Genomic DNA, 24,640 nt, shown 5'->3' with positions numbered 1-24,640 from the left:
CTATCTTTCTATAGTTATAACATCTTTAATTTTCTTTATATTGTCAATTAAAAGTTTATAATCTTTTTTCTGAGCTATTTCAATAGCTACTTTAATTTTAATATAATTTCGTCCATTTTTTCTAAGAGACTTAGAATTAATATCAGTTAGAGTTATTTTGTGATTAGCAATTAAATTAATAATTTCCATTACTAATCCTTTATTCTCTTCTCCAATAACAGAAAATTTAAACTGATATTTATTTATTTTTTTACTAATTACATCTTCATCCCACTGGACAATAATTTCTCTATCAGGATCATGTTGAATCATATTTTGGAAATTTTTACAATCTCTTCTATGAATAGCAATTCCAGTAAGTTTTGTAATATATCCTCCTATTTCATCTCCAGGTAGAGGAGTGCAACATTTAGCAAATCTTACTAAAGTGTTGTCAACACCATCGACTATTATTCCATAATCATTTTTTTTATGCGATTTTTTAGTAGGTTGAAATATAGGTATATTTGGATTATTTTTTAATCTTTCAGTTTCTTGATAATTTCTTAATTTATCAATAACCACGTCAACCTTACTTCTAGTTTCTCCTAGGACAAAATAAAAATCATCATATGATGGAATATTATGCTTTTCAATATGTTTTTGTATAATAGAGTTATCTTCTAAATCTTTTAAAGTTAAAGGTATAGGAAGCTTAGAAAGTTCTTTTTCTATAGCATCCTTACCTAGTCTAATATTTTCTTCCCATTTTTTATCTTTTAGCCATTTCTTTATTTTACTTTTAGCACTATGTGTAACCACTATATCTAACCAGTCATTTCCAGGTCCCTTAGCACTTTTAGAAGTTATAATATTTACTCTGTCACCACTTTTAAGTTTATAATCAAGAGGTACAATTTCACCATTTACTTTAGCTCCAATACATTTACATCCAACCTGTGTATGTATTGCAAAGGCAAAATCAATTGGAGTAGAACCCTTTTTTAGTTCTGTAATATCTCCTTTTGGAGAGAAGACATAAATAGTATCTTCCATTATATCCCCAGTTACAGTAGAAACGAATTCATCAGCATTATCAGCTTCTTTATTAACTTCTACAATATCTCTAAGCCAAGAATAAACTTTATCTTTTTTATTAGGTGTTATTTTTTCCTTATAACTCCAGTGAGCAGCAACTCCTTCTTCAGCTATTTTATCCATTTCATCAGTTCTTATTTGTATTTCTACAAATTTTCCTTTAGGACCTACAATTGTAGTGTGTATTGATTGATAATTATTTGATTTAGGTACTGCAATATAGTCTTTAATTCTTCCTGGTACAGGGTTAAAATGCTCATGAATTATTCCTAAGACGTGATAACATTGGGCAACATTATCAACTATTATTCTAATTCCCATTAAATCATAGATATCATCAAAATCCTTATGTTTTTCATATAGTTTTTTATAGATACTATAAAAATGTTTAAATCTTCCTTTAATACTTGCTTTTAAGTTATTTTTTTCAATTAAATCTTTTATTGTAGCTACAACAGATTGAATATATACTTCTCTTTCACCTTTTTTAGCATCAACTAAAGCTTTAATTTCATGATAAATATCAGGATAAATATAATAAAAAGCAATATCTTCTAATTCAGATTTAATTTTAGCCATACCTAGTCTATGAGCTAGGGGAGCATAGATAGATAGAGTCTCTTTTGAGACTCTTACTTGTTTTTCATTTGGGACAAATTTTAAAGTCCTCATATTATGTAATCTATCTGCTAATTTAATAATTATAACCCTTAAGTCTTTGGACATAGCAAGCATCATTTTTCTAATGCTTTCTCCTTGCTGTTTAGTACCATTAGGTAATTTTTTTAATTTAGTAACTCCATCAACTAAATGAGCAACTTCACTTCCAAAATTATATTCAATATCTGCAAGGGTAATGTATGTATCTTCAACTATATCATGTAAAATTCCAGCTACAATAGATTCAGTATCCATTTTCATATCAATTAATATCTGAGAAACTTCAGTAGGATGAAGAATATAATTATCACCAGATTGTCTATATTGTCCTAGATGAGATTCTTCAGCAAAATAATAAGCTTCTTTTATTCTATCTAAATCTACATCTAAATTATTCTTTTTTATTCGTTCTTCTAATTCACGCCAACACTCCATAAGCTTTCCTTTCCCCAAAGAAAAATTTAATATTTTATAAGAGACATAACATCATATCCTTGGAGTTTGTCTCTTCCATTACATTCTTCTTCTAATTCTATTAAAAATCCCATTCCAACTACTTCTCCTCCTAATTCTTCAATTAGTTTAATAACAGCTTCAGTAGTTCCACCAGTTGCTAATAAATCATCAATTATAACAACTTTTTGTCCTTTTTTTATAGCATCTTTATGCATTTGTAAAACATTTTCTCCATATTCTAATTCATAACTACGAGTTACTACTTCTCTTGGTAATTTTCCTGGCTTTCTAACAGGAACAAAACCTAATCCTAATTCAGACGCAACAGGACATCCAAAAATGAATCCTCTTGATTCAGGTCCTACGATTACATCAGCACCCTTTTCTTTAGCGTAGTTTGAGAAATCTTTTATAGAAGCTTTGAAAACTTCTCCGTTAGAAATAAATGTAGTGATATCTCTAAAGATAATTCCTTTTTTAGGATAATCCACTATTGATGCTATATAATCTTTGTAATTCATAATATTTTTTTCAACCTTCCCTTTATTTTAGTATTGTTTTCTTTTTTTATATTTTTATAACTTTTTCTTTTTTTCTGTTTTAAATTTTTTCTTTCCTGCCCATTATAAATTGTTTTAGCTAATTTAATAAAAAGTTCATTACTTCCATTATGGGTAGCAATATATCTTTTTAAGATTTCTTCTGCTAAATCAAATTCATAAAAATATTCTTCTATACTTTCAGTATAAAAAATTATGAAAGCTTCATTATCAAAATATTTTTCTTTGTTTTCATCTAAAAATATTCTCATTTTTTCAATCTTTTTTTCTTTGTTTAATAAAGTCATATAAATTTCTGCATATTCTTTATTGAAGCTATTCATTTTATCAAAAGCTTCTTCAATTTCAAAAATTCCTTCTTGTTCGTCCCCATCTTGGAATAATAGGAATCCTTTGAAAAATTTAGAATCAGTATCTAATTTATTTAAAGGTAATTTATTTATATATTTTAAAGCCTTTGAAGGGTTATCATTAAAATAATAAATAAAAGAAATTCCTTTTAGTGATTGAGTATCTTTATTATCAACTTTTAAAGCTTTTTTATAAAAAGAAAGAGCCTCTTTATAATTTTCTAGAATAGTATAAGTTCTAGCTGTTTCTTTAAGAGCATAAATATTATCAGATTCTATATCAAGGACTTTATCATATTCTTTTAAAGCTTGAGTATATTTTTGTTCTCTTGAATAGTTCATTCCTTTTAAAAGAGAATGCTCAGCTTGTCTTAATTCTTTAGAATCTACAGAAGAGCATCCTATAATTAAAGTTGAAACTATTAAAAGTGTAATTTTATTTTTTAGTTCCATGCTTATTCTCCATTCCCGGAATTAAAACTCCTCCCGAAATAACTAATTTAATAGCATCTTCTATTTTAATATCCAAAACTTTAACATCTTTTTGTTTCATAGCGATGAACATCCCAGATGTTGGGTTAGGAGAAGTTGGGACAAAAATATTGTAAACTTTATCTCCTACTATGTTTTCTATTAAAGGATTAGTTTCTGATGTTAAAAATCCAATGCTGTATATTCCTTTTTTAGGATATTCAATTAATACAGCTTTTTTATAGCTTGTATTTTTATTTGAAGATATTAGATTAACAATTTGATTAATTGTTGAATATATATGTTTGATAATTGGTAATCTATACATTATTTTATTGATAGCAGAAGTTATTTTTCTTCCTAAAATATTTCTAGTGATATACCCTACAAAAATTATAAATAAGATAATACCTAGAACATAGAAAAAATATATTATATATTTTAACTCCCTAATCTCAGAATAACCAAATTTATTAATAAATTCAGATATTAACTTCACAGTAAAAGACTTACTAGAAAGCATAACAACAAAATTTACCATCCAGTTTATTATAAATACGGTTAAAAATATAGGTAAGATTACTATTGAACCAGCGTAAAAATAACTTTTTAATTTTCTAGACATTGCCCCTTATCTCCTTCTTTTTTTAAGATAATTTTTGATATTCTAGTTTTTTTAATTTCTTTAACTTGTAATTTAATATTTTCTAAAGTTACAAGGTCTCCTACTTTAGCCATTTCATCTAATTCGTTTAAAATCAAACCTCCTAAACTTTCATAATCTTCTGATATAGGAAGTTCAATATCTAATTCTTTGTTAATTGTTTCAATATCTAATTTAGCGTCTATTTCATATTCATTATTTCCTAAATCTTTTATAGAATCTTCTTCTTTGTCATATTCATCTCTGATTTCTCCAAAGATTTCTTCTACAACATCTTCTATAGTTACAACACCAACTACTCCACCGTATTCATCTACCACAATAGCCATATGAACTTTACTATCTTTAAAATCTGCCAGTATTTTTAAAATTGGTTTTGTTTCTGGAACAAAAAATGCTTTTCTTACAAATTCTTTAACAGGATGATCTATTTTACCCTCTTTAACAGCATTTAATAAATCCTTCACATATAATAATCCTGTGATATCTTCAAGGACATCATTATAGACAGGAATTCTAGAATAACCTAGTTGAGTAATATCGTCCCAAATTTCATTGATAGTTTTATTTCCTTCAATGGCATATACAGAAGTTCTAGGAGTCATAACTTCTTTTGCGGAAGTTTCTCCAAAAGTAACCATAGATTCAATCATATCTTTTTCTTCTTCTTCAATTACACCTTCTGCTTCCCCAACATTAATATATGATATTATATCTTCTTCTGTTATCATTATCATCTCATCATTTATTTCAATACCAAGAATTCTACTTATTAATTTAGATATTCCAGTAAGAATAATAATTAGAGGTTTAGTGATTTTGGATAGTATATATATTGGTTTGATTACTTTGCTAGATATTTGTGATGAATTATTTTTAGCAATAATCTTAGGAGTAATTTCTCCAAATATTAATATTATAGTAGTCATAACAGCTGTAGAAATGAAAACTGATACTCCCTTAGAATGAGTCATGCCTTTTTCAGCAAGAATCTGAGTAATAAAAGCAGTTGCAAGGGATGTTGCTAAAATATTAACAATATTATTTCCTAAAAGAAGAGCAGTTAACATATCATTTGGTTTTTTAAGCCACTCTTTTAACATTTTTCCTTTTTTAGGATTTTTATCATTTATTTCTTCTAAAGCTATACTTTTAAACGCCGTTAATGCAGTTTCTGAAGCAGAAAATACTCCAGAAAGAATTATTAATATTATAAGTAAAATCAAATCATGAAATGTCTCCAATTGACAAATACACCTTCCTTAATTATTCAACAACAAAAAGTTGATCTCCTTTTTGTACTACTGTGCCATCTTCTACAAAAATTTTAACTATTTTACCGTTAAAATTAGAAGTTACTTCGTTCATCATTTTCATAGCTTCTATAATACATACAGTTTTTCCAGGTTCAACTTTATCTCCCATCATAACAAATGGAGCTTCTCCTGGAGCTGGGGAACTATAGAATGTCCCAACAGTTGGAGCTACAATGATATTTCCTTTAATTATTTCTTTTTCTTTATTAGTATGCGCAACTTTAGCTACTGGTGCAGATTTTTTAACAACAGTATTTTGTACTTGAGCTACAGGCTGACCTTTAATTTCTCTTTTTAAAGTTATTTTTTCGTCTCCCTTTTCAATAGAAATTTCATTTAAAGAATTTTCATTCATTTTATCAGCTAACTTTTCTACTAATTTTAAGTCTATATTTTTCATTATTTTTGTTTCCTTTCTGATTCTTTATTTTTTAATTAATTACTACCTATGATTCTAAGTTCTTTGACTCCATCAACTTCGCTGATTATTTCAAGCATACCTTCAATTTGTCTTAAAACATTTTCAGTGGTTTGAACAGTTATAGTTGCTCTGCCAACTCCGTCAATAGCTATGTTTTGCATAATTGTTAAAACATTCATATTATGATTTGCAATTACATCTAAAATTCTTGCTAAGATTCCAGGTTCATCAATCAAAGCTAAATGGATACTAAATACTTTTTCTTGCCCACTTTCAAAAAATGGTTTAATATAATCTTTATATTTATAATAAGTACTTCTACTTAGTCCAACTTTTTTAATGGCTTCATATTTTGATATTTTTGTTTCTTGTATTAAATCATTTACTTTAATAACATTTTGAATTGAAGTAGGTAATATTCTTTTGTCAACTATATAATATTCCTTTTTTCCTTCATCTTTTATTTCACCTTTCTTTTTTCTACCCATTATTTATTTCCCTCCTTTTCAAATGATTTTAAAGTATTTTTTAATAACATTGCAATTGTCATAGGACCTACTCCACCAGGAACAGGAGTTATATAAGATGCTTTTTTAGATACTTCTTCAAAATCTACATCTCCATATAATTTTTTATCTACTCTATTTATTCCAACGTCAATTATAATAGCTCCTTCTTTAACCATGTTACCTTTTACAAAGTTGGCAGAACCTAAAGCAGCAACAATTATATCAGCATCTCTTAATTTTTCATCAAGATTTTTAGTTCTACTATTACATACTGTAGTAGTAGCTCCTCTATTTATAAGTAAACCTGCAACAGGCTTTCCAACTATATTACTTCTTCCAATGACAACAGCTGTTTTTCCGTATAGATCAACATTTGTTTGATCAAGTAAATACATTATTCCTTGAGGAGTACATGGAATATATCCGTCTTCTTCTCCAATTAATAATTTACCTAAACTTTCAGGTTTAAATCCATCAACATCTTTTTCAGTAGCAATAGCATCACAAACTTTCTTTTCATCCATATGTTTTGGTAAAGGCAACTGCACTAAGATTCCATTCATAGAAGGATCATTATTTAATTCTTCTATTTTATCAAGTAATTCTTTTTCAGTAATATCTGCTGAAAAAGTTATTTTTTCACTTTTGATTCCAACTTTTTCACAAGCTCTAACTTTTGATCTAACATATATTTGAGAAGCTGGATTTTCTCCAACAATTATAACAGCTAGTCCAGGGACTTTATTTTCTTCTTCTTTATGCTTAGCAACTTTTTCTTTTAATTCTTCTAAAATATCATTTGAAAACTTTTTTCCATCTAGTATAGTCAATTACTGTTCAACTCCTTTTAATATTTCACCGATTTTTATAAAATTACCATTTAACAAATCTGCTCCAGAAAGTCTCTTCTTACTTTGAGGCTTAGCCGAAGTTATAATAACAGATCCATCTTTAGTTTTAACAACAGGACCTTTTCCTTTTACTTTTCCAACTACTTCTCCAATAGCTCCATTATCGTATACTTGCCCATTTTTTTTAACTTCATATATCTTTAAAACTTTATCATTTAACATAGAAAAACTACAAGGAATAGGACTTATTCCTCTTACAAAATTATATATTTCTTCTTCGCTTTGATTCCAGTTAACAATTAAATCTTCTTTTTTAAAAGGCTTTACAAATGTAGCTTTGCTATCATCTTGAATGATTCTATCATTTTCTCCTTTTTCCATTAAATTAACAGCTTCACTTATAGCTTCAGCTCCTAATTCTTTAAGTCTATCGTGAAGAGACTCAAAATTATCTTCTTCGTAAATAGGAGTTTCTTTAGCAAGAATGATATCCCCTGTATCAAGACCTTCAGCAATATACATAACTGTAACTCCAGTATTTTTATCTCCTGCCATAATAGCAGCATTTATAGGAGCAGCTCCTCTAAATCTTGGTAGTAAAGATGAATGGACATTGATAATTCCATATTTAGGAATATCAATTATTTCCTTTGGAATTATTTTTCCATAAGCAACTACAGCTATTAAATCAGGATTCATATTACGAATTTCTTCAATAACTTCAGGATCTTTTAATTTATTAGGTTGGAAAATTTTCAAATCATTTTCTAAAGCATATTTTTTTACAGGAAGATATTCAATCTTTCTTCCCCTATGATTTATTTTGTCAACCTTAGTATAAACTCCGATTATTTCGTGTTCTTTATTTAATATATCTAAACAAGGAACAGCAAAATCAGGAGTTCCCATAAATAAAATTTTCATATATTTTCCTTTCAAAACTTTATTAATTATTTATTTTTTTTAATTTCTTCAACAATTTTAATGAATGATTTAATATCATCAAAATCTTTATAAACAGAGGCAAACCTAACATAGGCAACTTCATCAACATCTTTTAATTTGGACATAACAATATCTCCTAATTTTTTGGTGCTGATTTCACTAGTTAAAGAATTTTGCAAAGATCTTTCAATATCTATAACAAATTCTTCAATTTCTTCCTGACTAATATTTCTTTTAATAGTAGCAATAGAAAGACCTCTAATTAGTTTATTTTTATTAAATTTTTCTCTACTTTTATCTCTTTTGATTACATAGATATCTCTTTCTTCAACTTTCTCATAAGTTGTGAATCTCTTTTTGCAGCTAAGACACTCTCTTCTTCTTTTGATTGAGTTTCCGTTTATAAAATCTCTACTATCAATTACCTTTGTGTTTTCACTATTACAAAAAGGGCATCTCATAGTCTACCTCCTAAAACAATTTATATACATTCTTCTTCTTCTATATATTTAATAACAGAAGCAGAATCTTTACAGTTTGCTAATTTATTTCTGAAAGATTCACTTCTTATTAATCTAGAAATTCTCGCTAAAACTTTTAAATAAATTTTACTATCTTCGATTGGGGAAGCAAATACGAAAAAGATATTAACTCCTTCTCCATCCATAGAGTCGAAATCTATTTTATGTTTACTTAATCCAAAAGCTACAGTTAATTTAGAAGCGCCACTTGTTTTAGCATGAGGAATAGCGATACCTTTTCCTATTCCAGTACTACCTAGTTCTTCTCTTTCTGTTAAAGCTTTTTTTATAATGTTTTTATCTTTTATATTTGAAGATTTAATCATCAATTCTGACAACTCATTTAAAACATTTTCCTTTGTTTTGCTTTCTAAATCAAGTTTTATTAAATCTTCTGACATATAGTCAGTTATTTTAACTATATCTACCATGCTATTTCCTCCAAAATATAATTTTTTACATTTAAATTTATTTCTAAATGATAATTTAAATATTTTTCATAAACTTTTAAAATATTGAATAAACTTTTGATACTAATAGTATTTTTCAATAACTCTCTTATTTTATGGTTTTTTATTGCAGATATAACCTTATATTCTTCATCTGACAACAAAAGGCTATCTACATACTGGTGTTTTCCAATATAAGATTCTTTAATTGAAAAATATTTTCCATCTTGAAAAATATAAGAAACTCCTTCTAAGGTAATAACTTTATTCATAAAAAATAGAAGCAAAGTTATATATTTATATTTTTCTTTTTCTTCATTTATATATTTTAAACTTTTACAAACTAATTGAAATAAATCGTTGTTTTGCTGAGAATCATTTAATATATTATTTAATATTGAAAACATATAGAGTGCAGTTCCTACTTTATCTATATCCTTTCTAATAAACTCATAACTACTTATTAATTCAATGGAACTTCCAATGAAGTTTTGTCCTTTTTTATAGCCGACTACTTTACAATAGGAGAGGACATCTGCAGCTATTTTATCTCTTTTTTTACTCTTTTTAATTCCTTTGATTAAAACATCTACTTTTCCAAAGCTAGGAGTAAATATTTTAAGAAATCTATCAGAGTCATTAAGGTCATTTTTATTTATAACTATTCCTTCTAACTTTATTAATTCTGTCATTAGATATCAAACTCGCTTTTGTTTATTCCAGAATTTATTTTAACATTAGAAAACTTTAGTTCTCCTATGAAAATATCATTATCATATATTTCCATTTCAACAGGCATTCTATAATTTGAAAAGACTTTAAATTTAAGAATTTTTATATTTAAATTATCTTTTTTAACTAGTAAATTTTTAGAATTGTTATATTTTTCTTTGAATGAATCATTTTTCTTATATGTTTTTTGAAATAATGTGATAAATTCACTAATCATATTTTCATCAACACTAGCATCATCAATGATTTTTTCATCAAAAATAGGTAAATAAGTTATTTTTTTATTATTTTTATATATAAAGATTTCTCCCTTGTGAGACTTAGGCTCTAACATTTCTTTCCTAAGTTTATCAGGGAGTGAATATTTTATTAAGTAAGTTTTATTTGTTTTTTTTCTTCCCTGCATAGTAGCTTCATGAACAGTTATAGTTAAATCTTTAATATTATTTATATCATTATATTTAGAAAAACTAAAACTGAATATTGTGAAAAATAAAAACATAATTTTTTTTATCATATAATCTATTCTCCTGTAATAACAATAACTTCATTTAAATTATATATATTTAAGTTATTTTCAATTTCATAAATTTTTTCAAGACCATTATTTTCTGAAATAATTTTTTTAATTTTTCCTACATAAAGTCCTTTAGGATAGACATCACTTATTCCAGAAGTATAAATTTCTTCTCCAATTTTTAAGTCAGATTCTAAAGTTGAGGTAGGTTTAAAATATAAATCTTCTCCTGTATTACCACTAAGAACTCCTAGGATATTATTTTCTGCTAAACAGCTTACATAGGAGTTGTTAGCTGTAATCATTCTTACTTTAGAATAATGAGATGAAGTTTCAACTACTTTACCAATAAGAGTTTTATCAACTAATACAGGCATATTAATTTTAACGCCGTCTTCTTCTCCAATTTTTATAGAAAAACTAGTATAAAGTTCTTGTATGTTTTGAAAACTAATCTTAGCTACAAGAGTTTTATATTGAGTTTCTTCTTTTATTTTTAAAAGTTTTCTTAATCTTTTGTTTTCTTCTGTAACATTTTTTAAAAGTTCATCTTGATATTCAACTAGAGATAATTTCTTTTTTAACTCAATATTTTCTTTAAATATTTCCTTATAATGAGTTATTATTTCAAATGTTTCTCTTACTCCAACGCTAGTTGTATAAATTTTACTTTGAACAGGTAATAAAATCATATTTATTTTTTTTAAACTAAAAAGTACAATACCTCTCAGAAAAAAAATAACAAGTACAAATACAATAAAGGAATATATCCATCCCATAATGGTTTTCTTTTTTCTTCTTATTTTCATACATCCAGCTCCAATTTACATTAATCTACCTTAAATTATAATATATTTAGAGAGATTTGTAAAGTTGAACGGTGATTTTTTTGGTACTTTTTTTGGTTAAACTCCATTTTTTTTAACACAATAAAAAAACTGCTGGCATAAAAATATCAGCAGTAATATATTTAATGAATGGCGATTCTGATGCGAATTGAACGCATGACCTACGCCTTAGGAGGGCGTCGCTCTATCCAACTGAGCTACAGAATCATGACAAGAGATATTATACACCATTTTTTGCTTTTTGAAAAGAGGTTTTATTTATCTATTGCTCTGTGGATCATATAAAACAAATGTTTTTTTCCTAAACCTGCTAAAAGTTTAACTTTGCCAAGGGATTCTAGGAGATCGAATTTATACTTGATTTGATTAATTAAATTACAAAATTTTTCAACTTCAGTTAAAAAATGAGCGTCACTTCCAAAGGTTAAATCTTTTTTATATTTCTTTTGTAAATTTTTTGCAATTTTATTTCTAGAGTTAGGAAGAGCATCATTATGGATTTCTATAGCATTAACTTTTTTAATAACTTCGTAAATATATTTTTTATTTTTAATAAAGTTTTTTTGAGCAACTCCTGCTATATGAGGTATAGATATATAGCATTCAAAATTTTCCAAAGCTTTTAAATAATGAAAAACATCCTTTGTAGTTTTTGACATTCTATATTTATTTCGATTTGGTCTTACATAGGAAGTATAAAAGTAGATAAGATCATCTTCACTTTTAAAATAAACTAATAGTTCAAAACCATCATTACATCCAAGTTCAATTCCAGGGACTACATCGATTCCTAATTTTCTAAGTATTATATTTCCACCAATGGCATTATGGTCTGTTACAGAGATTAGATAGTTTTTATCTCTAAGAAAATTAGCAAGCATTCTTCCTGTTATGAATCCATCAGAATAGGTTGTATGCATATGTAAATCTATTAAGGTAATTTCTCTTCCTTTTTCTTTGTAAAACTCCGTAAAGAAATTATTTAAATTTTTTAATTTCATAAAATCACACCCTTTATATTATGGGAGATATTAATTTTATAATAGCTTCCTTAAATTTTTCAGAAGTTTTTCTATTAGAGATATCCTTTTTATCCAGAATAACAGATTCATGGATATCTTCATAAAATAATTGTCTTAAATATCCTATAAGTTCAACATCATAAACATTAAAATTTATTTCAAAATTTTGATAGAAACTTCTATAGTCAAAATTAGCGCTACCCATGGCAGCTACTTCATTATCTATAATAATAATCTTACTGTGAAAAAAACCTTTTTGGTATTTATAAACTTCAGCTCCAAGCTCAATAAGTTCAATTACAGATGCCTGATTAGCCCAGTAAACAAACAAATGATCCCCAAAAGAAGGAATAATAATTTTAACTTCAATACCTGAAGAAATCGCTATTTTTAAACAATCTAGAATTAAATCATCAGGAACAAAATAAGGAGTTTCAATATAGATGCTTCTTTTAGCATTTGTTATCATAGAAATAAAAGAATCTCTTATTGTTCTAGTTTGATAATTAGGACCACTACTTATTATTTGAAGAGCATTAATATCATATTTTTTAATATTAGAACTCATTTCATCAGCCTTTTGTCTTAAATGTCTATCAATTTCTTTAAAGTCTAGGGGTTCTTTATGTAAAAAATTCCAAGAAATATAAAATTCCCTATCAGCATCAATTGAAGTTTCTCCTTCTATTCTACACCCAGTATCTCTCCAATATCCAAATTTACTATCACCAATATATTCACTTCCTATGTTGAAACCACCAGTATATAAAATTAAACTATCAATAATACATAATTTTCTATGATTACGATAATTTGCTCTTAAAGTTCCAATTTTAAGTATTGGAAAATGAGATGGAAAAAATATTTGTAAATCTACTCCACTTTCAGCTAAAGATTTTCGTCTAGATCTTTTTAATCTTTTAGTTCCAACTCCATCAATTATTATTTTAACCTTTATTCCTTCTTTTGATTTTTTTTCTAGTTCATCGTAGACTGTTTTTCCAAATGTATCATCATTAAATATATAAAATTCTAAATTTATTGTTTCTTTGGCATTTTTAATATCAGACATTAGGTTTTTAAAGAATTTGTCACCATCTTTATAGAATAGAACTGTGTTACAATAAGTAACTTTATTCCCAACAGTTTTAATTATGTAGTTAACAAGTTCTTTTCTTTTTTCAACTAGTCTAATTTTATAATTACTGTGGCTGTATATTTCCTTTAAAAAAGTTCTTTTGTAGAATTTCTGAACTTTTCTTTTTTTATAAAACTTTAATCCAAAGAATAAATATGCAATAAATCCTACATAGGAGGTTAGGAGTAAAATAACTATCCAAAGTAAGGTGTAAACAGGACGTTTTCTTTCAAAAAATAATACAATTGCTGCAAATATTATATTTATAATGTAAATATAACTTCCTATTTCTACAAACATTTTATCCCTCCAATATATTTTTCATTTTATAAAAAAATAAATATTTCATTATATACATATTATACCTTATTTTTTCAATTTTTAATTGAGAATTTTTCATTTTTAGTATATACTTATATTGAGGAAATAAATTTATAAGTGAGGTATTATATGAGCTTTTTTGAAAAACTTGATTTAGAAAAAAAACTTAATATATTTACTGGAAATTTTTTTCAACAATCTAGTGACTTGCCCAGTAGAGCAAATATTTCAACTATTCTTACCAATCAATTTAAATTTAAAAATTTAGGTGAGATTCATGATAGTTGTTCTTTGTTTGAGGTCAGTCAATGTTTTGTTGACGATGTAATTAGTACTCGAGATGGTCTGCTAAAAAAATTACAGGGAATATACGAATATAAAAAAGGAAATCAAACATTTTTAGAATCCTTAGTTAATTCTAATGTTGTTGCTTCCATAATAAATACTAATTATGATTCTTCTTTTGAAGAAAATGTAAATGTATTTAAAGCAACACCTTTTAGTAACTTAGATTCTCCAAATGGAAGGATTAGATTGTACAAAGTTTTTGGTGATTTATCTGATTTAGAATCTTGTGTTATAACAAAACAAGATTTTAGAAAGTTAAAATTATTACCATTTTACAAATTATTTTGGGATAGCATTAGATGTGAACTAAAAGTTAGAAATTCTATTTTTTTAGGAATTGATTTAGAAGATTCAGATTTTTTTGAATTTATAGAATTTTTATTAGAAGGATACTCAGAAGAAATTAAACCAATGTATTTTGTTACTTCTAAATCTATATTAGATCCAAAAATTATAGAGTTTTTTAATAAATACAAGATAAAATTACTTGTTTCGAATGAATATGAATTTTTTAAAGGTTTACATTCTTTTCTAGAAGGGGATAGTAAGATAGAATTAGAAAAACTATTTCCAGTGGAAAATCAAACTGTGATGTTAGAAAAAAAATCCCTATCGTAGTTTCTGATGCAGAAGCGGTGATTTCTGAAGCCAGTGAAAAAGAATGCACCGTGGAGACTACGAATAATGGCACTAAAGAAGAACAATTTTCTCTTTTATCTTCTTCCAATACAATTAAAGAAGAAATTTTAAAAAAAGAAATAGAAGAACCTATTGAAGAATCAATTAAAGAAGAATCAATTGAAGAAAATTTAATAGGACAAGAAGAAGAGTCAAATGAAGAAGAAGCAACTGAGCAAGAAAAAGTAATAGAAGAAAAGAAGGAAGATGTTTTAGAAGCTAAAATGGTAGAACTTAATAGTGAAAATGAAGGAGTGTTTTTAGAAACTGCTCCGGAGATTAGATGTTCTTCATCTAAGTTATTTAAATTTCCTTTAAAATCTGGAAATTTACCAGAGAACATTAAATTTGATAATTCTGTTGTGATAGGACATACAAATGTAGAAATTGGAGAATTATCAATTCCTTGTTATTTGCATTCTTTTTCTAATAGTAAGTTGACATATCTTGAGATAAAAAATAGAGAATTTAAATTAGGGTTTAGTGTAATTTTAAAAGATGACACTATAGAAGCTACCAATGAGTATTTCTTTTATGAAATGAGCAAAGGGTTGAATCATGTTCGTGGAATAGAAGTTTTAAAAATTCTAGATAAAATTTTCTCAGGAGTTCCTTTAATATTTAATGTTAAATTACTTTTTGGAAAATTAGAAATTGAAAATTGGGTGGAGTTAGTTAAGATAAAAACAGCTCTTGAAATTTTTACTTTAGCTAGAGAGAATCAATTCAAAATACAAATGAATAAATTATTAGATGTAGACAATGTATTTTATAAGGTGAATTTAATAGCTTTATTAAATAAAACTTCAAAATTTAATACATGGTGTAATTTTAAAATAGATAATGATAAATTATCTAAAGATAAAAACTTAAATGTTTCGGATTCTTTAAAAATTAAAAGAATTCTTCCTTTTAACAATAAATTTAGTATAGAAGAAACAATTGAGATTTTAGAACCAATAGGTTCTTGGGAACTTAGAGATAATAAAGTTGTTAGTAGAAAGAAAAAATGTGTAATAGCTTTAAGAAAGTTAAGAGGTGGATCATGCTAGATAGAGATGAGTTTTTTGAAAACTTTTCAATTACTGAAAATTATTTTAACTCAACAGGATTAAAATGGGAAACATTGGAAGAAATTTATGATGATTATGTAAAAATTATTCCTCATTTAGAAAAAAAAGCAGATGATTTCACTTTTAAATTAATTGATAAAGAAAGTGTCCATTCTGTTAGACGTAGAGTTAAAAAGCCTACCCATCTTATAGAAAAGATTATAAGAAAAGGGAAAAAGTATGTTGCTCAAGGAATAGATGTTAATAATTATAGAGATATAATAACAGATCTTATTGGAATTAGAATATTACATTTGTTTAAAAATGATTGGATTTTTATTCATAATGAAATTATAAATACTTGGAAACTTGCAGAAACTCCACAAATAAATGTAAGACCAGGGGATTATGATATGGATGTGCTTAGAAAAGATATGGCAGATCTTCATTGTGAAATTATAATAAGACCACATGGTTATCGTTCAGTTCATTATTTAATAGAAGCAGATATGGGAGAATTAAATATAAATGCTTTTATAGAAGTTCAAGTAAGAACAGTTTTTGAAGAGGCTTGGAGTGAGATAGATCATATTATAAGATATCCTTATGACATAGACAATCCAGTTTTAAATGACTATTTAAGTATTTTTAATAGGATAGTAGGGAGTGCAGATGAAATGGGGACCTTTATAAAAGATTTGAAACCTAAAGTAGCTTCTCCACATATGGATAAATATATGGAATCAGATAACAAATATAAATAAGAAAAGAGGAGTAATCCTCTTTTTTTTATTTGTTATTTTTAAAGAATTAAAAATTTATATTATTTAAAGTTTAGTACTTCTTGTAGGTAATTTAGGAGTGTGTTATAATCTACTAAACATCATGTTATTAATTACAGTGGAGGAAGATTATGAATCACACGATTAACTATAATGCTAAGAAAACATTTGGGGAATTTATAACTGCTTATTTTTATGAAAAGGATATATCTAAGGTTTTAGAAACTTTACATGATAAAATCAATTGGAATGGTGTGTATATTAATGAAGTAGCTATAGGAGTTAAGAGTGTAAGGAAGATAATAGAAGAAAATATGCTTAAAAGAGAAAGCTTTAATTATTCTTTAGAAAATTTTGTACAAACTAATTTTTCTAAAGATTTAGTTAATTATAGCTTATTTATTAGAAATAAAGCTTCTTTATCTGCTATGTTAAAAGCTGATGATAATGGAAATTTTAAAATTATTTCTATAAATATTAATAATTATACTAAGGATAGAGAAAAATTATTGATTAATACAGAAAGTATATTTAATGAAATTATTCAGGGGGGAGTTATAGGAGCCTATTTGGATGAAGATTATACTTTTTATTTTATAAATAAAAAGTTACTGAAATATTTAGGATATGAAAATGAAGAAGAGTTTAAAAGAGATATAAATAGTAAATGTGCAAATTTAATTCATCCTGAAGACTTAGAAAATTATAAACTTTCTTTAAAAAAACAATTAGAAACGAAAAAGACCTTTAGTTCAGAATTTAGAATGAAACGAGCAGATCAAACGTATATATATGTTTCGGAAATTGGAACAGTTTTAGAAAAAGATGACAATGGAAAAATATTATCATCTTTTATTTTAGATATAACTTCTAGGAAGAAAGCTATATTTGATAAAAAATTTATAGAAAAAAATACTGAAATAGCTTTAAAACATACTAATATGAATTATTGGATATATTATTTTAAAGAAGATAAAATTAGATTTTTAAATACACAAAAAGACTTTGATTATTTAGATCAAGAGTTTAATAATTATCCTGAAAGTTTATTTGCTAGAAGAATTATTCATCCTGAGGATAGTGAAAATTATAAAAAAGTAATTGAAAAAATAAAAAATGGTGAAAAAGATGAAGTTAATTGGAAAAGTAGAGTTTTAAACGGAGAAAAAGAATATAAAAGAAGAAGTTGCAGACTTTTAGCAGTGTATAATGATTTAGGTCAAAGAGAATATGCTGTTGGAATTTGTGGACCTGATGAGGAAAAGTTAGAAGTTTCTAAAATTAACGGAACTTTATTTAATCAAATGGGAGTTTTTTCATGGGTTTATAGAATAAAAGAAAAAGAAGTGGAAACTGTTAATAGTGATATTAATTTATTTAGTAAAGATTTAACTAAGACAACTGTTAAAAATGTTCCAGAAAGATTTTTTCAGTTGGGATTTATAAAAGGAAATGAAAATATTCAAAGAATAAAGAAATTTTTTAAGGAGATAAATCAAGGAAAAATTTCTTCAAAAACTACAGTATATTTATATAATGCTCAAACTGGTAAATATGGTTGGTATCAAGGTAATATGACTATTATAGAGTGGGAAAAGGAAGAACCTAAAACAGCTATTGGCTCTATGTATGATATTACAGATACAGTTTTAGTTAAGAAACGTTTTGAAGAAGCTTTAAAATTAGAAAAAAAAGAAAGAAAATATCAACTAGAAAGTTATGTTCCTGGTGCTTATACTTCTTGTGTCTGGAATTTGTCTAAAAATATTCTTCATTCTCAAGTAGGTTATAACTGGCTTATTGAAAAATTATCTGTAGAAGAGCAAACTTTTGATAATTTTTTAAAAGGAATAGGAAAGAATTTATCAGATGAAAATTATAGAGATATTTTTATAGAAGAGTATAGTATTAAAAATTTATTTAAATTTTTTGCAGAGGGGAAAAATAATATTACCTTTACTTTACCTTATAATAGTTATATAGGAAAAATTTGGGCTAAAACTAATCTTTTTTTTATAAAAGATCCTACAACTGATGATATATTTTTAAAAATTACAAATGAGAATAAGACTAATAAAATTATAAAAGATGAGATTTTAAATATTATAGTTAAGAATGAATTTAATTATATTGCTCATATTGATAAAAAATCAGATAAGTGTTTTCTTATTGCAAATCAAGAAGAGAAAATTTGTTCTTTAAAAGATTATATGATTAAATTTTGTAAAGAACTAGAGATAAATTATATAGATGCAGATGATTTTTTTAAAGAAGTTTATAAAATTCTTAAAGAATCTGGAATATATGAAAAAAGTTATACATTGAAAAATAAAAAAGTAAAATTAATTAGTATACACATTTTAAATGAAAAAAATAAAGAGTTTTGTATTTTATGTTCTGATATTACAGAACTTACAAGGGAAGAAAAACATCAAAAAATAAAATTGTTAGAAGCTAAAAAAATAGCAGAAAAGGCAAATACTTTAAAGTCAGATTTTTTTACTAGAATGAGTCATGACATGAGGACCCCTTTGAATTCTATTATAAGTTTTGCAGAATTTGGAATTAGAGATGGGAGAGATGCTAGGGATATTGAATATTTTTCTCAAATAAAGGAAAGCTCCAATTATCTTTTAGGGTTATTAAATGATATATTGAATATGAGGCGAATAGAAATGGGGAAAATACAAATAAATCCAGAACCTGTTTTTGCAGAAGAATTTATAAGGAATGTTTTGAATATAGTAAAACCTAAAGCAGAGTCTAAAAAAATAGATTTAAAAGTTAGATTACATACTGATGTATGGAAATATCAAAAATTTGATAAACTAAGAGTTATGCAAATAGAATTAAATATTTTAAACAATGCTATTAAATATACAAAGGATAACGGAAAGATTATATGGAATAAATGGTTTAAGTATAATGAGAAAAATGAACCTTATTTTCATAATGAGATTATAGATAATGGCGTAGGAATGTCGCAAGAATTTTTGAAAAAAGTATTCGAACCCTTTGCTCAAGAGAAAAATGAACTTTCTCATAAGGAGTCAGGAAGTGGTTTAGGGCTTGCTATAACAAAAAAATTAATAGAAATGATAGGCGGTAAAATTTGGTGTGAAAGTGAACTTGGGAAGGGAACAGTTTTTTATTTTAATCTTCCTGTGAAAATTATTTCTAAAAAAGAATATTTAGAATATTCTAAAGAAGATGTAGTTTTAAATGAGAAGGTTGATTTAACAAATAAAAAAATATTACTTTGTGAAGATAATGAAATAAATGCAAGAATAATGATTAAATTACTTGAAAATAAAGGAGTAATAGTAACTTGGGTTGACGATGGATATAAAGGAGTTATCAAAGCAAAAGAAGAGAATTATGATTTAATTTTAATGGATATTAGGATGCCTGTAATGGATGGACTTAGTGCAACTAAAGAAATTAGAGGATTTGATAAAAATATACCTATAGTTGCTCTTTCTGCAAATGCTTATGAAGAAGATATACAAAAATCATTAGATGCAGGAATGAATATTCATTTGCCAAAACCAATTAATTTTAATGTTTTATATGATACTTTAGAAAATGTAATAAACTAATAAAGGGCTCACTTATGAGCCCTTTTTATTTTGAAAAATTATTTATCTTTATTTTTTCTATCAGTATAGTGAGTGTGAAGTAATTCATGAGATTTTTTACTATAAGGGTTACCAAGAGCTTCTTTATAAAGTTTGATAACAGCTTTATTTTTATGAGATTCTCTTACTTTATTATAGTCATCTAAACTTTGAATAGCTTCTCCTCTTTTCTTAATGATGCTGAAATCTCCATGGTGATAAGGCTGACCTCCACCACCAATACATCCACCTTTACATGCCATAACTTCAATGGCGTGAAAATGTTCTTCTCCTTTTTCTATTTTTTCTATAAGTCTGCTAGCAGCTCCAAGACCATGAACAACAGCAACATTTAGATCTATCCCTTTAACATTTATAGTAGCTTTTCTTACCTCTTCAAAACCTCTAAGAGGAATGAAGTCTAAATTTTGTAATTTTTCGTCAGTAACCCATTCATATAAAGTTCTTGTGGCAGCTTCCATAACTCCACCAGATCTACCAAATATTTCAGCAGCTCCTGTTGAAGATCCAAGAGGATTATCAAATTCTTTTTCATGCAATAAAGGAAGATCAATATTATATTGCTTTAATAATCTACCTAGTTCTCTAGTTGTTAAAGAGTAATCTACATCAGGGGTTCCGTTTGTTGAAAACTCTTCTCTTGTACATTCATATTTTTTAGAAATACAAGGCATGATTGAAACGCAGACCAAGTCTTCTCTTTTTATATCGTTTTTAGGTGCCCAAATATTTTTAGCAATAGAACCAAAAATTTGTTGAGGAGATCTAGCTGTAGAAATATTATCTAAAATTTCAGGATATTTTAATTCAGCGAATCTAACCCAAGAAGGGCAACATGAGGTATACAATGGAAGTTTAATATCTTTATTTCCATTTAGAAATTCTTCCAATCTATATTTTAATTCGGTAGCTTCTTCTAATATAGTTACATCTGCAGCAAAGTTTGTATCAAAAACTCCATCGAAACCTAATTTTTTTAAAGCTCCAACCATTTTTTTAGTAACATCTGTACCTACAGGAAGACCGAATAATTCCCCTAAAGCTACTCTTACAGCTGGTGCAACTTGTACAATAACTTTTTTCTTTGGATTTAATAAATCTTGAATTAACCTAAAACTGTTATCAGTTTCATATAAAGCTCCAACAGGACATACAGCAACACATTGCCCACAGAAAGTACAATCAGTATCAATTAAATTTCTGTTAAAAGCAGTGTTTACAATTACATTAAATCCCCTATCTATTCCTGTTAATATACCACAGTTTTGAACTTCTTCACACATTGTTTCGCATCTTCTACACATAATACATTTTGTGATATCTCTTGTAATTGCAACAGAAACTTGTTTATCGTGTTTTGCTTCTTTCCCCTTAAATCTCATTTCTCTAAGTCCAAATTCAATTGCTAATTTTTGAAGTTCACAATTTCCATTTTTACCACAAATTAAACAATCCTTAGGGTGATTAGAAAGAATTAGTTCAAGGACTATTCTTCTTTTTTGCATTACTTTAAGTGAATTAGTTACAACTTCCATTCCCTCTGCAATTGGAGTTTTGCAAGATGGTAAAAGTCTATTCATCCCCTTTACTTCAACCACACAAATTCTACAAGAGGCACAATCATTTTTATATCCAACCTCTTCCATTTCCATATAACATAAATGAGGTATTTCGATTCCTGCACTTAAAGCTGCATTTAATATAGTAGTTCCTTCAGGAGCTATTACAACTTTATCATCTATCTTTAATCTTATCATTCTCATAATTTTAACCTACCCTCCTAGAATTATATTTTATCAATTGCTTGGAATTTACAGATATCATAACAAGCTCCACATTTAATACATATTTCATTGTCGATTTCATGTTTTTCTCTGATTTCTCCTTTAATTGCATTTGCAGGACAAATTCTAGAACAAGCTGTACATCCGATACAATTATTATTTATAACATAAGTTACTATATCTTCACATACACCAGCACGACATTTTTTATCTTGAACATGTTCCAGATATTCATCTGCAAATTGTTTTAAAGTTGATAGAACTGGATTAGGGGAGGATTGCCCTAAACCACATAAAGAAGTATCTTTAATAGCTTCAGATAATTCTTTTAAATAATCTAAGTCTTGTAATGTTCCCTTCCCCTTTGTAATTCCGTCTAATAATTCATATAATCTAGTATTTCCAATTCTACATGGAGTGCATTTACCACAAGACTCATCTAAAGTAAATTCAAGGAAAAATTTTGCTATTCCTACCATACAGTCATCTTCATCCATGACTATCATTCCTCCAGATCCCATGATAGAACCTTTTTCATTTAATGTATCAAAATCTATTAATGTATCTAAATCTCTTTCTGTTAAGCATCCTCCAGAAGGTCCTCCAGTTTGGACAGCTTTAAATTTTTTATTATTTTTTATACCTCCTCCGATTTCAAAAATAATTTCTCTTAAAGTTGTTCCCATGGGAACTTCAACAAGACCAACATTATTTATTTTTCCAGCAAGGGCAAATACTTTAGTTCCAGGAGAATTTTGAGTTCCTACTTCTCTGAACCAATCAACTCCGTTTAATATAATTCCAGGAATATTTACTAAAGTTTCTACATTATTAACTATGGTAGGTTTATCCATATATCCTTTTTCAGCAGGATAAGGAGGTTTTGAAACAGGTTCTCCTCTTTTTCCTTCCATTGATTGAATAAGAGCAGTTTCTTCTCCGCAAACAAATGCTCCAGCTCCAAACTTTAATTCTATATCAAAATTGAAGTCAGTTCCAAGAATTTTTTCTCCTAAATATCCAGCTTTTCTGGCGCTTTCAATTGCTTTAGTTAATCTTTCAATTGCTAGAGGATATTCGGCTCTGATATATACAAGACCTTTATCAGCTCCAATAGCATAACCTGCAACCATCATTCCTTCTATTATTGAATGAGGATCTCCTTCAAGAATAGATCTATCCATAAATGCTCCAGGATCTCCTTCATCAGCATTACAAACTATATATTTTTCTTCTGAATCATTGGCAAATGCAATTTTCCATTTTACACCAGTTGGAAAACCTCCTCCACCTCTTCCTCTAAGGCCAGAATCAATAATCATATTAACAACATCTTCAGCTCCCATTGATGTTATAACTTTTTCAATTGCTCTATATCCGTCATGTAAAATAAAATCTTTAATACTTTCAGGATTTATTAATCCGCAATTTTTTAATGCTCTTCTTTCTTGTTTTTGGTAAAATTCCATATCCTTTGAATCGTATATGACTTCTTTTGTTTTAGGGTTTTTGTATAGTATTCTAGGTATTTTCATTCCCTTCATTATATCTAGTTTTATTATATCTTCTGCATCACTAGGTTTAACTTCCACATAAAAAGTGTTTTCAGGTATTATCTTAACGATTGGTCCTTTTTCACAGAAACCAAAGCATCCTGTAAGAACAACTTCTACTTCTTTGGTTAATTTGTTTTCAGTGATATATTTTTCTAAATTTTTCTTGATAAGGTGACTTTTTGATGATAAACATCCAGTTCCACCACAGACTAATATTTTTTTCTTTTCCATTTTTCCTCCCTAAATGTTAAATATAAATATTATTTTTTTTCTTTAGCAAGATATGAAACTAAAATTTTCTTAATTTCATCTGGTTTAACTTTTCCGTGGACTTCTTTTCCTATAATAACAACTGGAGCTAATCCGCAAGCTCCTACACATCTTAAACAATCAAGAGAGAAAACTCCATCCTTTGTAACCTCACCAACTTCTATTTTTAATTCTTTTTTTATTGCTTCTAAAACTTTATCTGCTCCTCTAACATAGCAAGCTGTACCAGTACAAACAGATATTTGATATTTTCCTTTGGGTTTCATGGAAAAAAAGTTATAAAAACTAACTACTCCATATACCTTTGCAATGGGCATATTAACTTTATCTGCTACAAATTCTTGTACCTCTTCAGGTATATATCCAAAAATTTCTTGAGCCTTGTGAAGAATTATTATTAAAGAACCTTTTTTATCTTCAAAAGAAGAAATGTATTTTTCTAATTCTTTAAACCCTATATTATCCTTACAAATCATTTTAGTCCCCCTTCTTACGTTTGTGCGTTTTCAAACTTTTAAATATCAAAAAAGTAATATCCGATATAATATTATACACTTTTTGAAAGTTGGTGTCCACAAAGAAAGATTATATACAAAATATATAACACTCTATATATTCTGTATATGTTATTTTATTGATTCTAAAATTATAAATTTTATTAATTTAAATATATATATAATGAATGGTTTTCCATATAAAATTTG

At 26.8% G+C, this 24,640-nt stretch carries 23 protein-coding genes and 1 tRNA gene; 4 read left to right on the top strand and 20 right to left on the bottom strand.

Features of this window, described 5'->3' with window-relative positions; translation table 11 throughout:
- The 17 genes from Q7K47_02680 to cls form a co-directional block, all read right to left on the bottom strand.
- Nucleotides 1–2,172: a bifunctional (p)ppGpp synthetase/guanosine-3',5'-bis(diphosphate) 3'-pyrophosphohydrolase gene (locus tag Q7K47_02680; protein ID MDP0506113.1), complete on the bottom strand. Its 2,172-nt coding sequence runs from the start codon at nt 2,170–2,172 to the stop codon at nt 1–3.
- Nucleotides 2,173–2,198: 26 nt separating this feature from the next.
- Nucleotides 2,199–2,714: an adenine phosphoribosyltransferase gene (locus tag Q7K47_02675; protein ID MDP0506112.1), complete on the bottom strand. Its 516-nt coding sequence runs from the start codon at nt 2,712–2,714 to the stop codon at nt 2,199–2,201.
- A complete protein-coding gene (locus tag Q7K47_02670) occupies nt 2,711–3,556 on the bottom strand; it encodes a hypothetical protein (protein MDP0506111.1) in 846 nt (281 codons plus the stop codon). Before Q7K47_02670 ends, Q7K47_02675 begins: the two co-directional genes overlap by 4 nt.
- Nucleotides 3,540–4,199 (bottom strand): DUF502 domain-containing protein, encoded by a 660-nt coding sequence (locus Q7K47_02665; protein MDP0506110.1) that lies wholly within the window; start codon nt 4,197–4,199, stop codon nt 3,540–3,542. The genes Q7K47_02670 and Q7K47_02665 overlap by 17 nt, the downstream gene beginning before the upstream one ends.
- A complete protein-coding gene (locus tag Q7K47_02660) occupies nt 4,184–5,482 on the bottom strand; it encodes a hemolysin family protein (GenBank protein MDP0506109.1) in 1,299 nt (432 codons plus the stop codon). The genes Q7K47_02665 and Q7K47_02660 overlap by 16 nt, the downstream gene beginning before the upstream one ends.
- Before the next feature lie 22 nt (nt 5,483–5,504).
- Nucleotides 5,505–5,954 carry a biotin/lipoyl-containing protein gene (locus Q7K47_02655; protein MDP0506108.1) on the bottom strand — a complete coding sequence of 150 codons (450 nt, stop codon included), beginning with the start codon at nt 5,952–5,954 and terminating at the stop codon, nt 5,505–5,507.
- Between the two features lie 35 nt (nt 5,955–5,989).
- Nucleotides 5,990–6,463: an ACT domain-containing protein gene (locus Q7K47_02650; GenBank protein MDP0506107.1), complete on the bottom strand. Its 474-nt coding sequence runs from the start codon at nt 6,461–6,463 to the stop codon at nt 5,990–5,992.
- Nucleotides 6,463–7,314 (bottom strand): bifunctional methylenetetrahydrofolate dehydrogenase/methenyltetrahydrofolate cyclohydrolase FolD, encoded by an 852-nt coding sequence (gene folD, locus Q7K47_02645; GenBank protein ID MDP0506106.1) that lies wholly within the window; start codon nt 7,312–7,314, stop codon nt 6,463–6,465. Before folD ends, Q7K47_02650 begins: the two co-directional genes overlap by 1 nt.
- Nucleotides 7,315–8,259, bottom strand: a complete 945-nt coding sequence (gene fmt, locus Q7K47_02640) for a methionyl-tRNA formyltransferase (protein MDP0506105.1) — start codon at nt 8,257–8,259, stop codon at nt 7,315–7,317.
- Nucleotides 8,260–8,285: 26 nt separating this feature from the next.
- Nucleotides 8,286–8,741: a transcriptional regulator NrdR gene (nrdR, locus tag Q7K47_02635; protein ID MDP0506104.1), complete on the bottom strand. Its 456-nt coding sequence runs from the start codon at nt 8,739–8,741 to the stop codon at nt 8,286–8,288.
- A 20-nt stretch (nt 8,742–8,761) separates the two neighbouring features.
- Nucleotides 8,762–9,232: a PTS sugar transporter subunit IIA gene (locus tag Q7K47_02630; GenBank protein ID MDP0506103.1), complete on the bottom strand. Its 471-nt coding sequence runs from the start codon at nt 9,230–9,232 to the stop codon at nt 8,762–8,764.
- Nucleotides 9,226–9,942, bottom strand: coding sequence for a DNA repair protein RecO (gene recO, locus Q7K47_02625; GenBank protein ID MDP0506102.1), 717 nt, complete (start codon nt 9,940–9,942; stop codon nt 9,226–9,228). Before recO ends, Q7K47_02630 begins: the two co-directional genes overlap by 7 nt.
- Nucleotides 9,942–10,499, bottom strand: coding sequence for a hypothetical protein (locus Q7K47_02620; GenBank protein ID MDP0506101.1), 558 nt, complete (start codon nt 10,497–10,499; stop codon nt 9,942–9,944). The genes recO and Q7K47_02620 overlap by 1 nt, the downstream gene beginning before the upstream one ends.
- Before the next feature lie 5 nt (nt 10,500–10,504).
- Entirely contained in the window at nt 10,505–11,308 is an 804-nt protein-coding gene (mreC, locus tag Q7K47_02615; protein MDP0506100.1) for a rod shape-determining protein MreC, read from the bottom strand.
- A gap of 169 nt (nt 11,309–11,477) precedes the next feature.
- Nucleotides 11,478–11,554 (bottom strand) — tRNA-Arg (locus tag Q7K47_02610).
- Nucleotides 11,555–11,601: 47 nt separating this feature from the next.
- Complete coding sequence (locus Q7K47_02605; GenBank protein ID MDP0506099.1) at nt 11,602–12,348, bottom strand: PHP domain-containing protein; 747 nt, start codon at nt 12,346–12,348, stop codon at nt 11,602–11,604.
- A 13-nt stretch (nt 12,349–12,361) separates the two neighbouring features.
- Nucleotides 12,362–13,807, bottom strand: coding sequence for a cardiolipin synthase (cls, locus tag Q7K47_02600; GenBank protein MDP0506098.1), 1,446 nt, complete (start codon nt 13,805–13,807; stop codon nt 12,362–12,364).
- Between the two features lie 150 nt (nt 13,808–13,957).
- On the opposite strand from cls, the gene Q7K47_02595 reads away from it, so the two are divergent.
- The 4 genes from Q7K47_02595 to Q7K47_02580 all read left to right on the top strand — a co-directional run bounded on the left by Q7K47_02595 (nt 13,958) and on the right by Q7K47_02580 (nt 20,287).
- Nucleotides 13,958–14,794, top strand: coding sequence for an SIR2 family protein (locus tag Q7K47_02595; GenBank protein MDP0506097.1), 837 nt, complete (start codon nt 13,958–13,960; stop codon nt 14,792–14,794).
- Nucleotides 14,795–14,811: 17 nt separating this feature from the next.
- Nucleotides 14,812–15,906 carry a hypothetical protein gene (locus Q7K47_02590; protein MDP0506096.1) on the top strand — a complete coding sequence of 365 codons (1,095 nt, stop codon included), beginning with the start codon at nt 14,812–14,814 and terminating at the stop codon, nt 15,904–15,906.
- Nucleotides 15,900–16,670 (top strand): GTP pyrophosphokinase, encoded by a 771-nt coding sequence (locus tag Q7K47_02585; GenBank protein MDP0506095.1) that lies wholly within the window; start codon nt 15,900–15,902, stop codon nt 16,668–16,670. Before Q7K47_02590 ends, Q7K47_02585 begins: the two co-directional genes overlap by 7 nt.
- Nucleotides 16,671–16,819: 149 nt before the next feature.
- Complete coding sequence (locus Q7K47_02580) at nt 16,820–20,287, top strand: response regulator (protein MDP0506094.1); 3,468 nt, start codon at nt 16,820–16,822, stop codon at nt 20,285–20,287.
- Nucleotides 20,288–20,325: 38 nt separating this feature from the next.
- Here Q7K47_02580 and Q7K47_02575 read toward each other — a convergent pair whose 3' ends face one another.
- Genes Q7K47_02575 through Q7K47_02565 form a run of 3 tightly spaced genes read right to left on the bottom strand, consistent with a single transcriptional unit; the run spans nt 20,326 to nt 24,412 of the window.
- Nucleotides 20,326–22,089: an NADH-dependent [FeFe] hydrogenase, group A6 gene (locus tag Q7K47_02575; protein ID MDP0506093.1), complete on the bottom strand. Its 1,764-nt coding sequence runs from the start codon at nt 22,087–22,089 to the stop codon at nt 20,326–20,328.
- A gap of 23 nt (nt 22,090–22,112) precedes the next feature.
- Nucleotides 22,113–23,897 (bottom strand): NADH-quinone oxidoreductase subunit NuoF, encoded by a 1,785-nt coding sequence (locus Q7K47_02570; GenBank protein ID MDP0506092.1) that lies wholly within the window; start codon nt 23,895–23,897, stop codon nt 22,113–22,115.
- Between the two features lie 29 nt (nt 23,898–23,926).
- Nucleotides 23,927–24,412 carry an NAD(P)H-dependent oxidoreductase subunit E gene (locus tag Q7K47_02565; GenBank protein ID MDP0506091.1) on the bottom strand — a complete coding sequence of 162 codons (486 nt, stop codon included), beginning with the start codon at nt 24,410–24,412 and terminating at the stop codon, nt 23,927–23,929.
- Nucleotides 24,413–24,640 lie beyond the last annotated feature (228 nt).

It is taken from the genome of Fusobacterium sp. JB019, from assembly GCA_030673965.1.
In the GTDB taxonomy this organism is placed as follows: Bacteria; Fusobacteriota; Fusobacteriia; order Fusobacteriales; family Fusobacteriaceae; genus Fusobacterium_B.
This window is presented reverse-complemented; position numbering and strand designations above follow the sequence as displayed.

Bases quoted from the DNA above. Each gene is read 5' to 3' on its own strand.
- Q7K47_02570 (MDP0506092.1), bottom strand. From the start codon at position 23,897: ATGGAAAAGAAAAAAATATTAGTCTGTGGTGGAACTGGATGTTTATCA.
- Q7K47_02680 (MDP0506113.1), bottom strand. From the start codon at position 2,172: ATGGAGTGTTGGCGTGAATTAGAAGAACGAATAAAAAAGAATAATTTA.
- recO (MDP0506102.1), bottom strand. From the start codon at position 9,942: ATGACAGAATTAATAAAGTTAGAAGGAATAGTTATAAATAAAAATGAC.
- cls (MDP0506098.1), bottom strand. From the start codon at position 13,807: ATGTTTGTAGAAATAGGAAGTTATATTTACATTATAAATATAATATTT.
- Q7K47_02655 (MDP0506108.1), bottom strand. From the start codon at position 5,954: ATGAAAAATATAGACTTAAAATTAGTAGAAAAGTTAGCTGATAAAATG.
- Q7K47_02605 (MDP0506099.1), bottom strand. From the start codon at position 12,348: ATGAAATTAAAAAATTTAAATAATTTCTTTACGGAGTTTTACAAAGAA.
- Q7K47_02650 (MDP0506107.1), bottom strand. From the start codon at position 6,463: ATGGGTAGAAAAAAGAAAGGTGAAATAAAAGATGAAGGAAAAAAGGAA.
- Q7K47_02665 (MDP0506110.1), bottom strand. From the start codon at position 4,199: ATGTCTAGAAAATTAAAAAGTTATTTTTACGCTGGTTCAATAGTAATC.
- Q7K47_02580 (MDP0506094.1), top strand. From the start codon at position 16,820: ATGAATCACACGATTAACTATAATGCTAAGAAAACATTTGGGGAATTT.
- Q7K47_02565 (MDP0506091.1), bottom strand. From the start codon at position 24,412: ATGATTTGTAAGGATAATATAGGGTTTAAAGAATTAGAAAAATACATT.
- Q7K47_02630 (MDP0506103.1), bottom strand. From the start codon at position 9,232: ATGGTAGATATAGTTAAAATAACTGACTATATGTCAGAAGATTTAATA.
- fmt (MDP0506105.1), bottom strand. From the start codon at position 8,259: ATGAAAATTTTATTTATGGGAACTCCTGATTTTGCTGTTCCTTGTTTA.
- mreC (MDP0506100.1), bottom strand. From the start codon at position 11,308: ATGAAAATAAGAAGAAAAAAGAAAACCATTATGGGATGGATATATTCC.
- Q7K47_02595 (MDP0506097.1), top strand. From the start codon at position 13,958: ATGAGCTTTTTTGAAAAACTTGATTTAGAAAAAAAACTTAATATATTT.
- Q7K47_02675 (MDP0506112.1), bottom strand. From the start codon at position 2,714: ATGAATTACAAAGATTATATAGCATCAATAGTGGATTATCCTAAAAAA.
- nrdR (MDP0506104.1), bottom strand. From the start codon at position 8,741: ATGAGATGCCCTTTTTGTAATAGTGAAAACACAAAGGTAATTGATAGT.
- Q7K47_02620 (MDP0506101.1), bottom strand. From the start codon at position 10,499: ATGATAAAAAAAATTATGTTTTTATTTTTCACAATATTCAGTTTTAGT.
- Q7K47_02670 (MDP0506111.1), bottom strand. From the start codon at position 3,556: ATGGAACTAAAAAATAAAATTACACTTTTAATAGTTTCAACTTTAATT.
- Q7K47_02575 (MDP0506093.1), bottom strand. From the start codon at position 22,089: ATGAGAATGATAAGATTAAAGATAGATGATAAAGTTGTAATAGCTCCT.
- Q7K47_02585 (MDP0506095.1), top strand. From the start codon at position 15,900: ATGCTAGATAGAGATGAGTTTTTTGAAAACTTTTCAATTACTGAAAAT.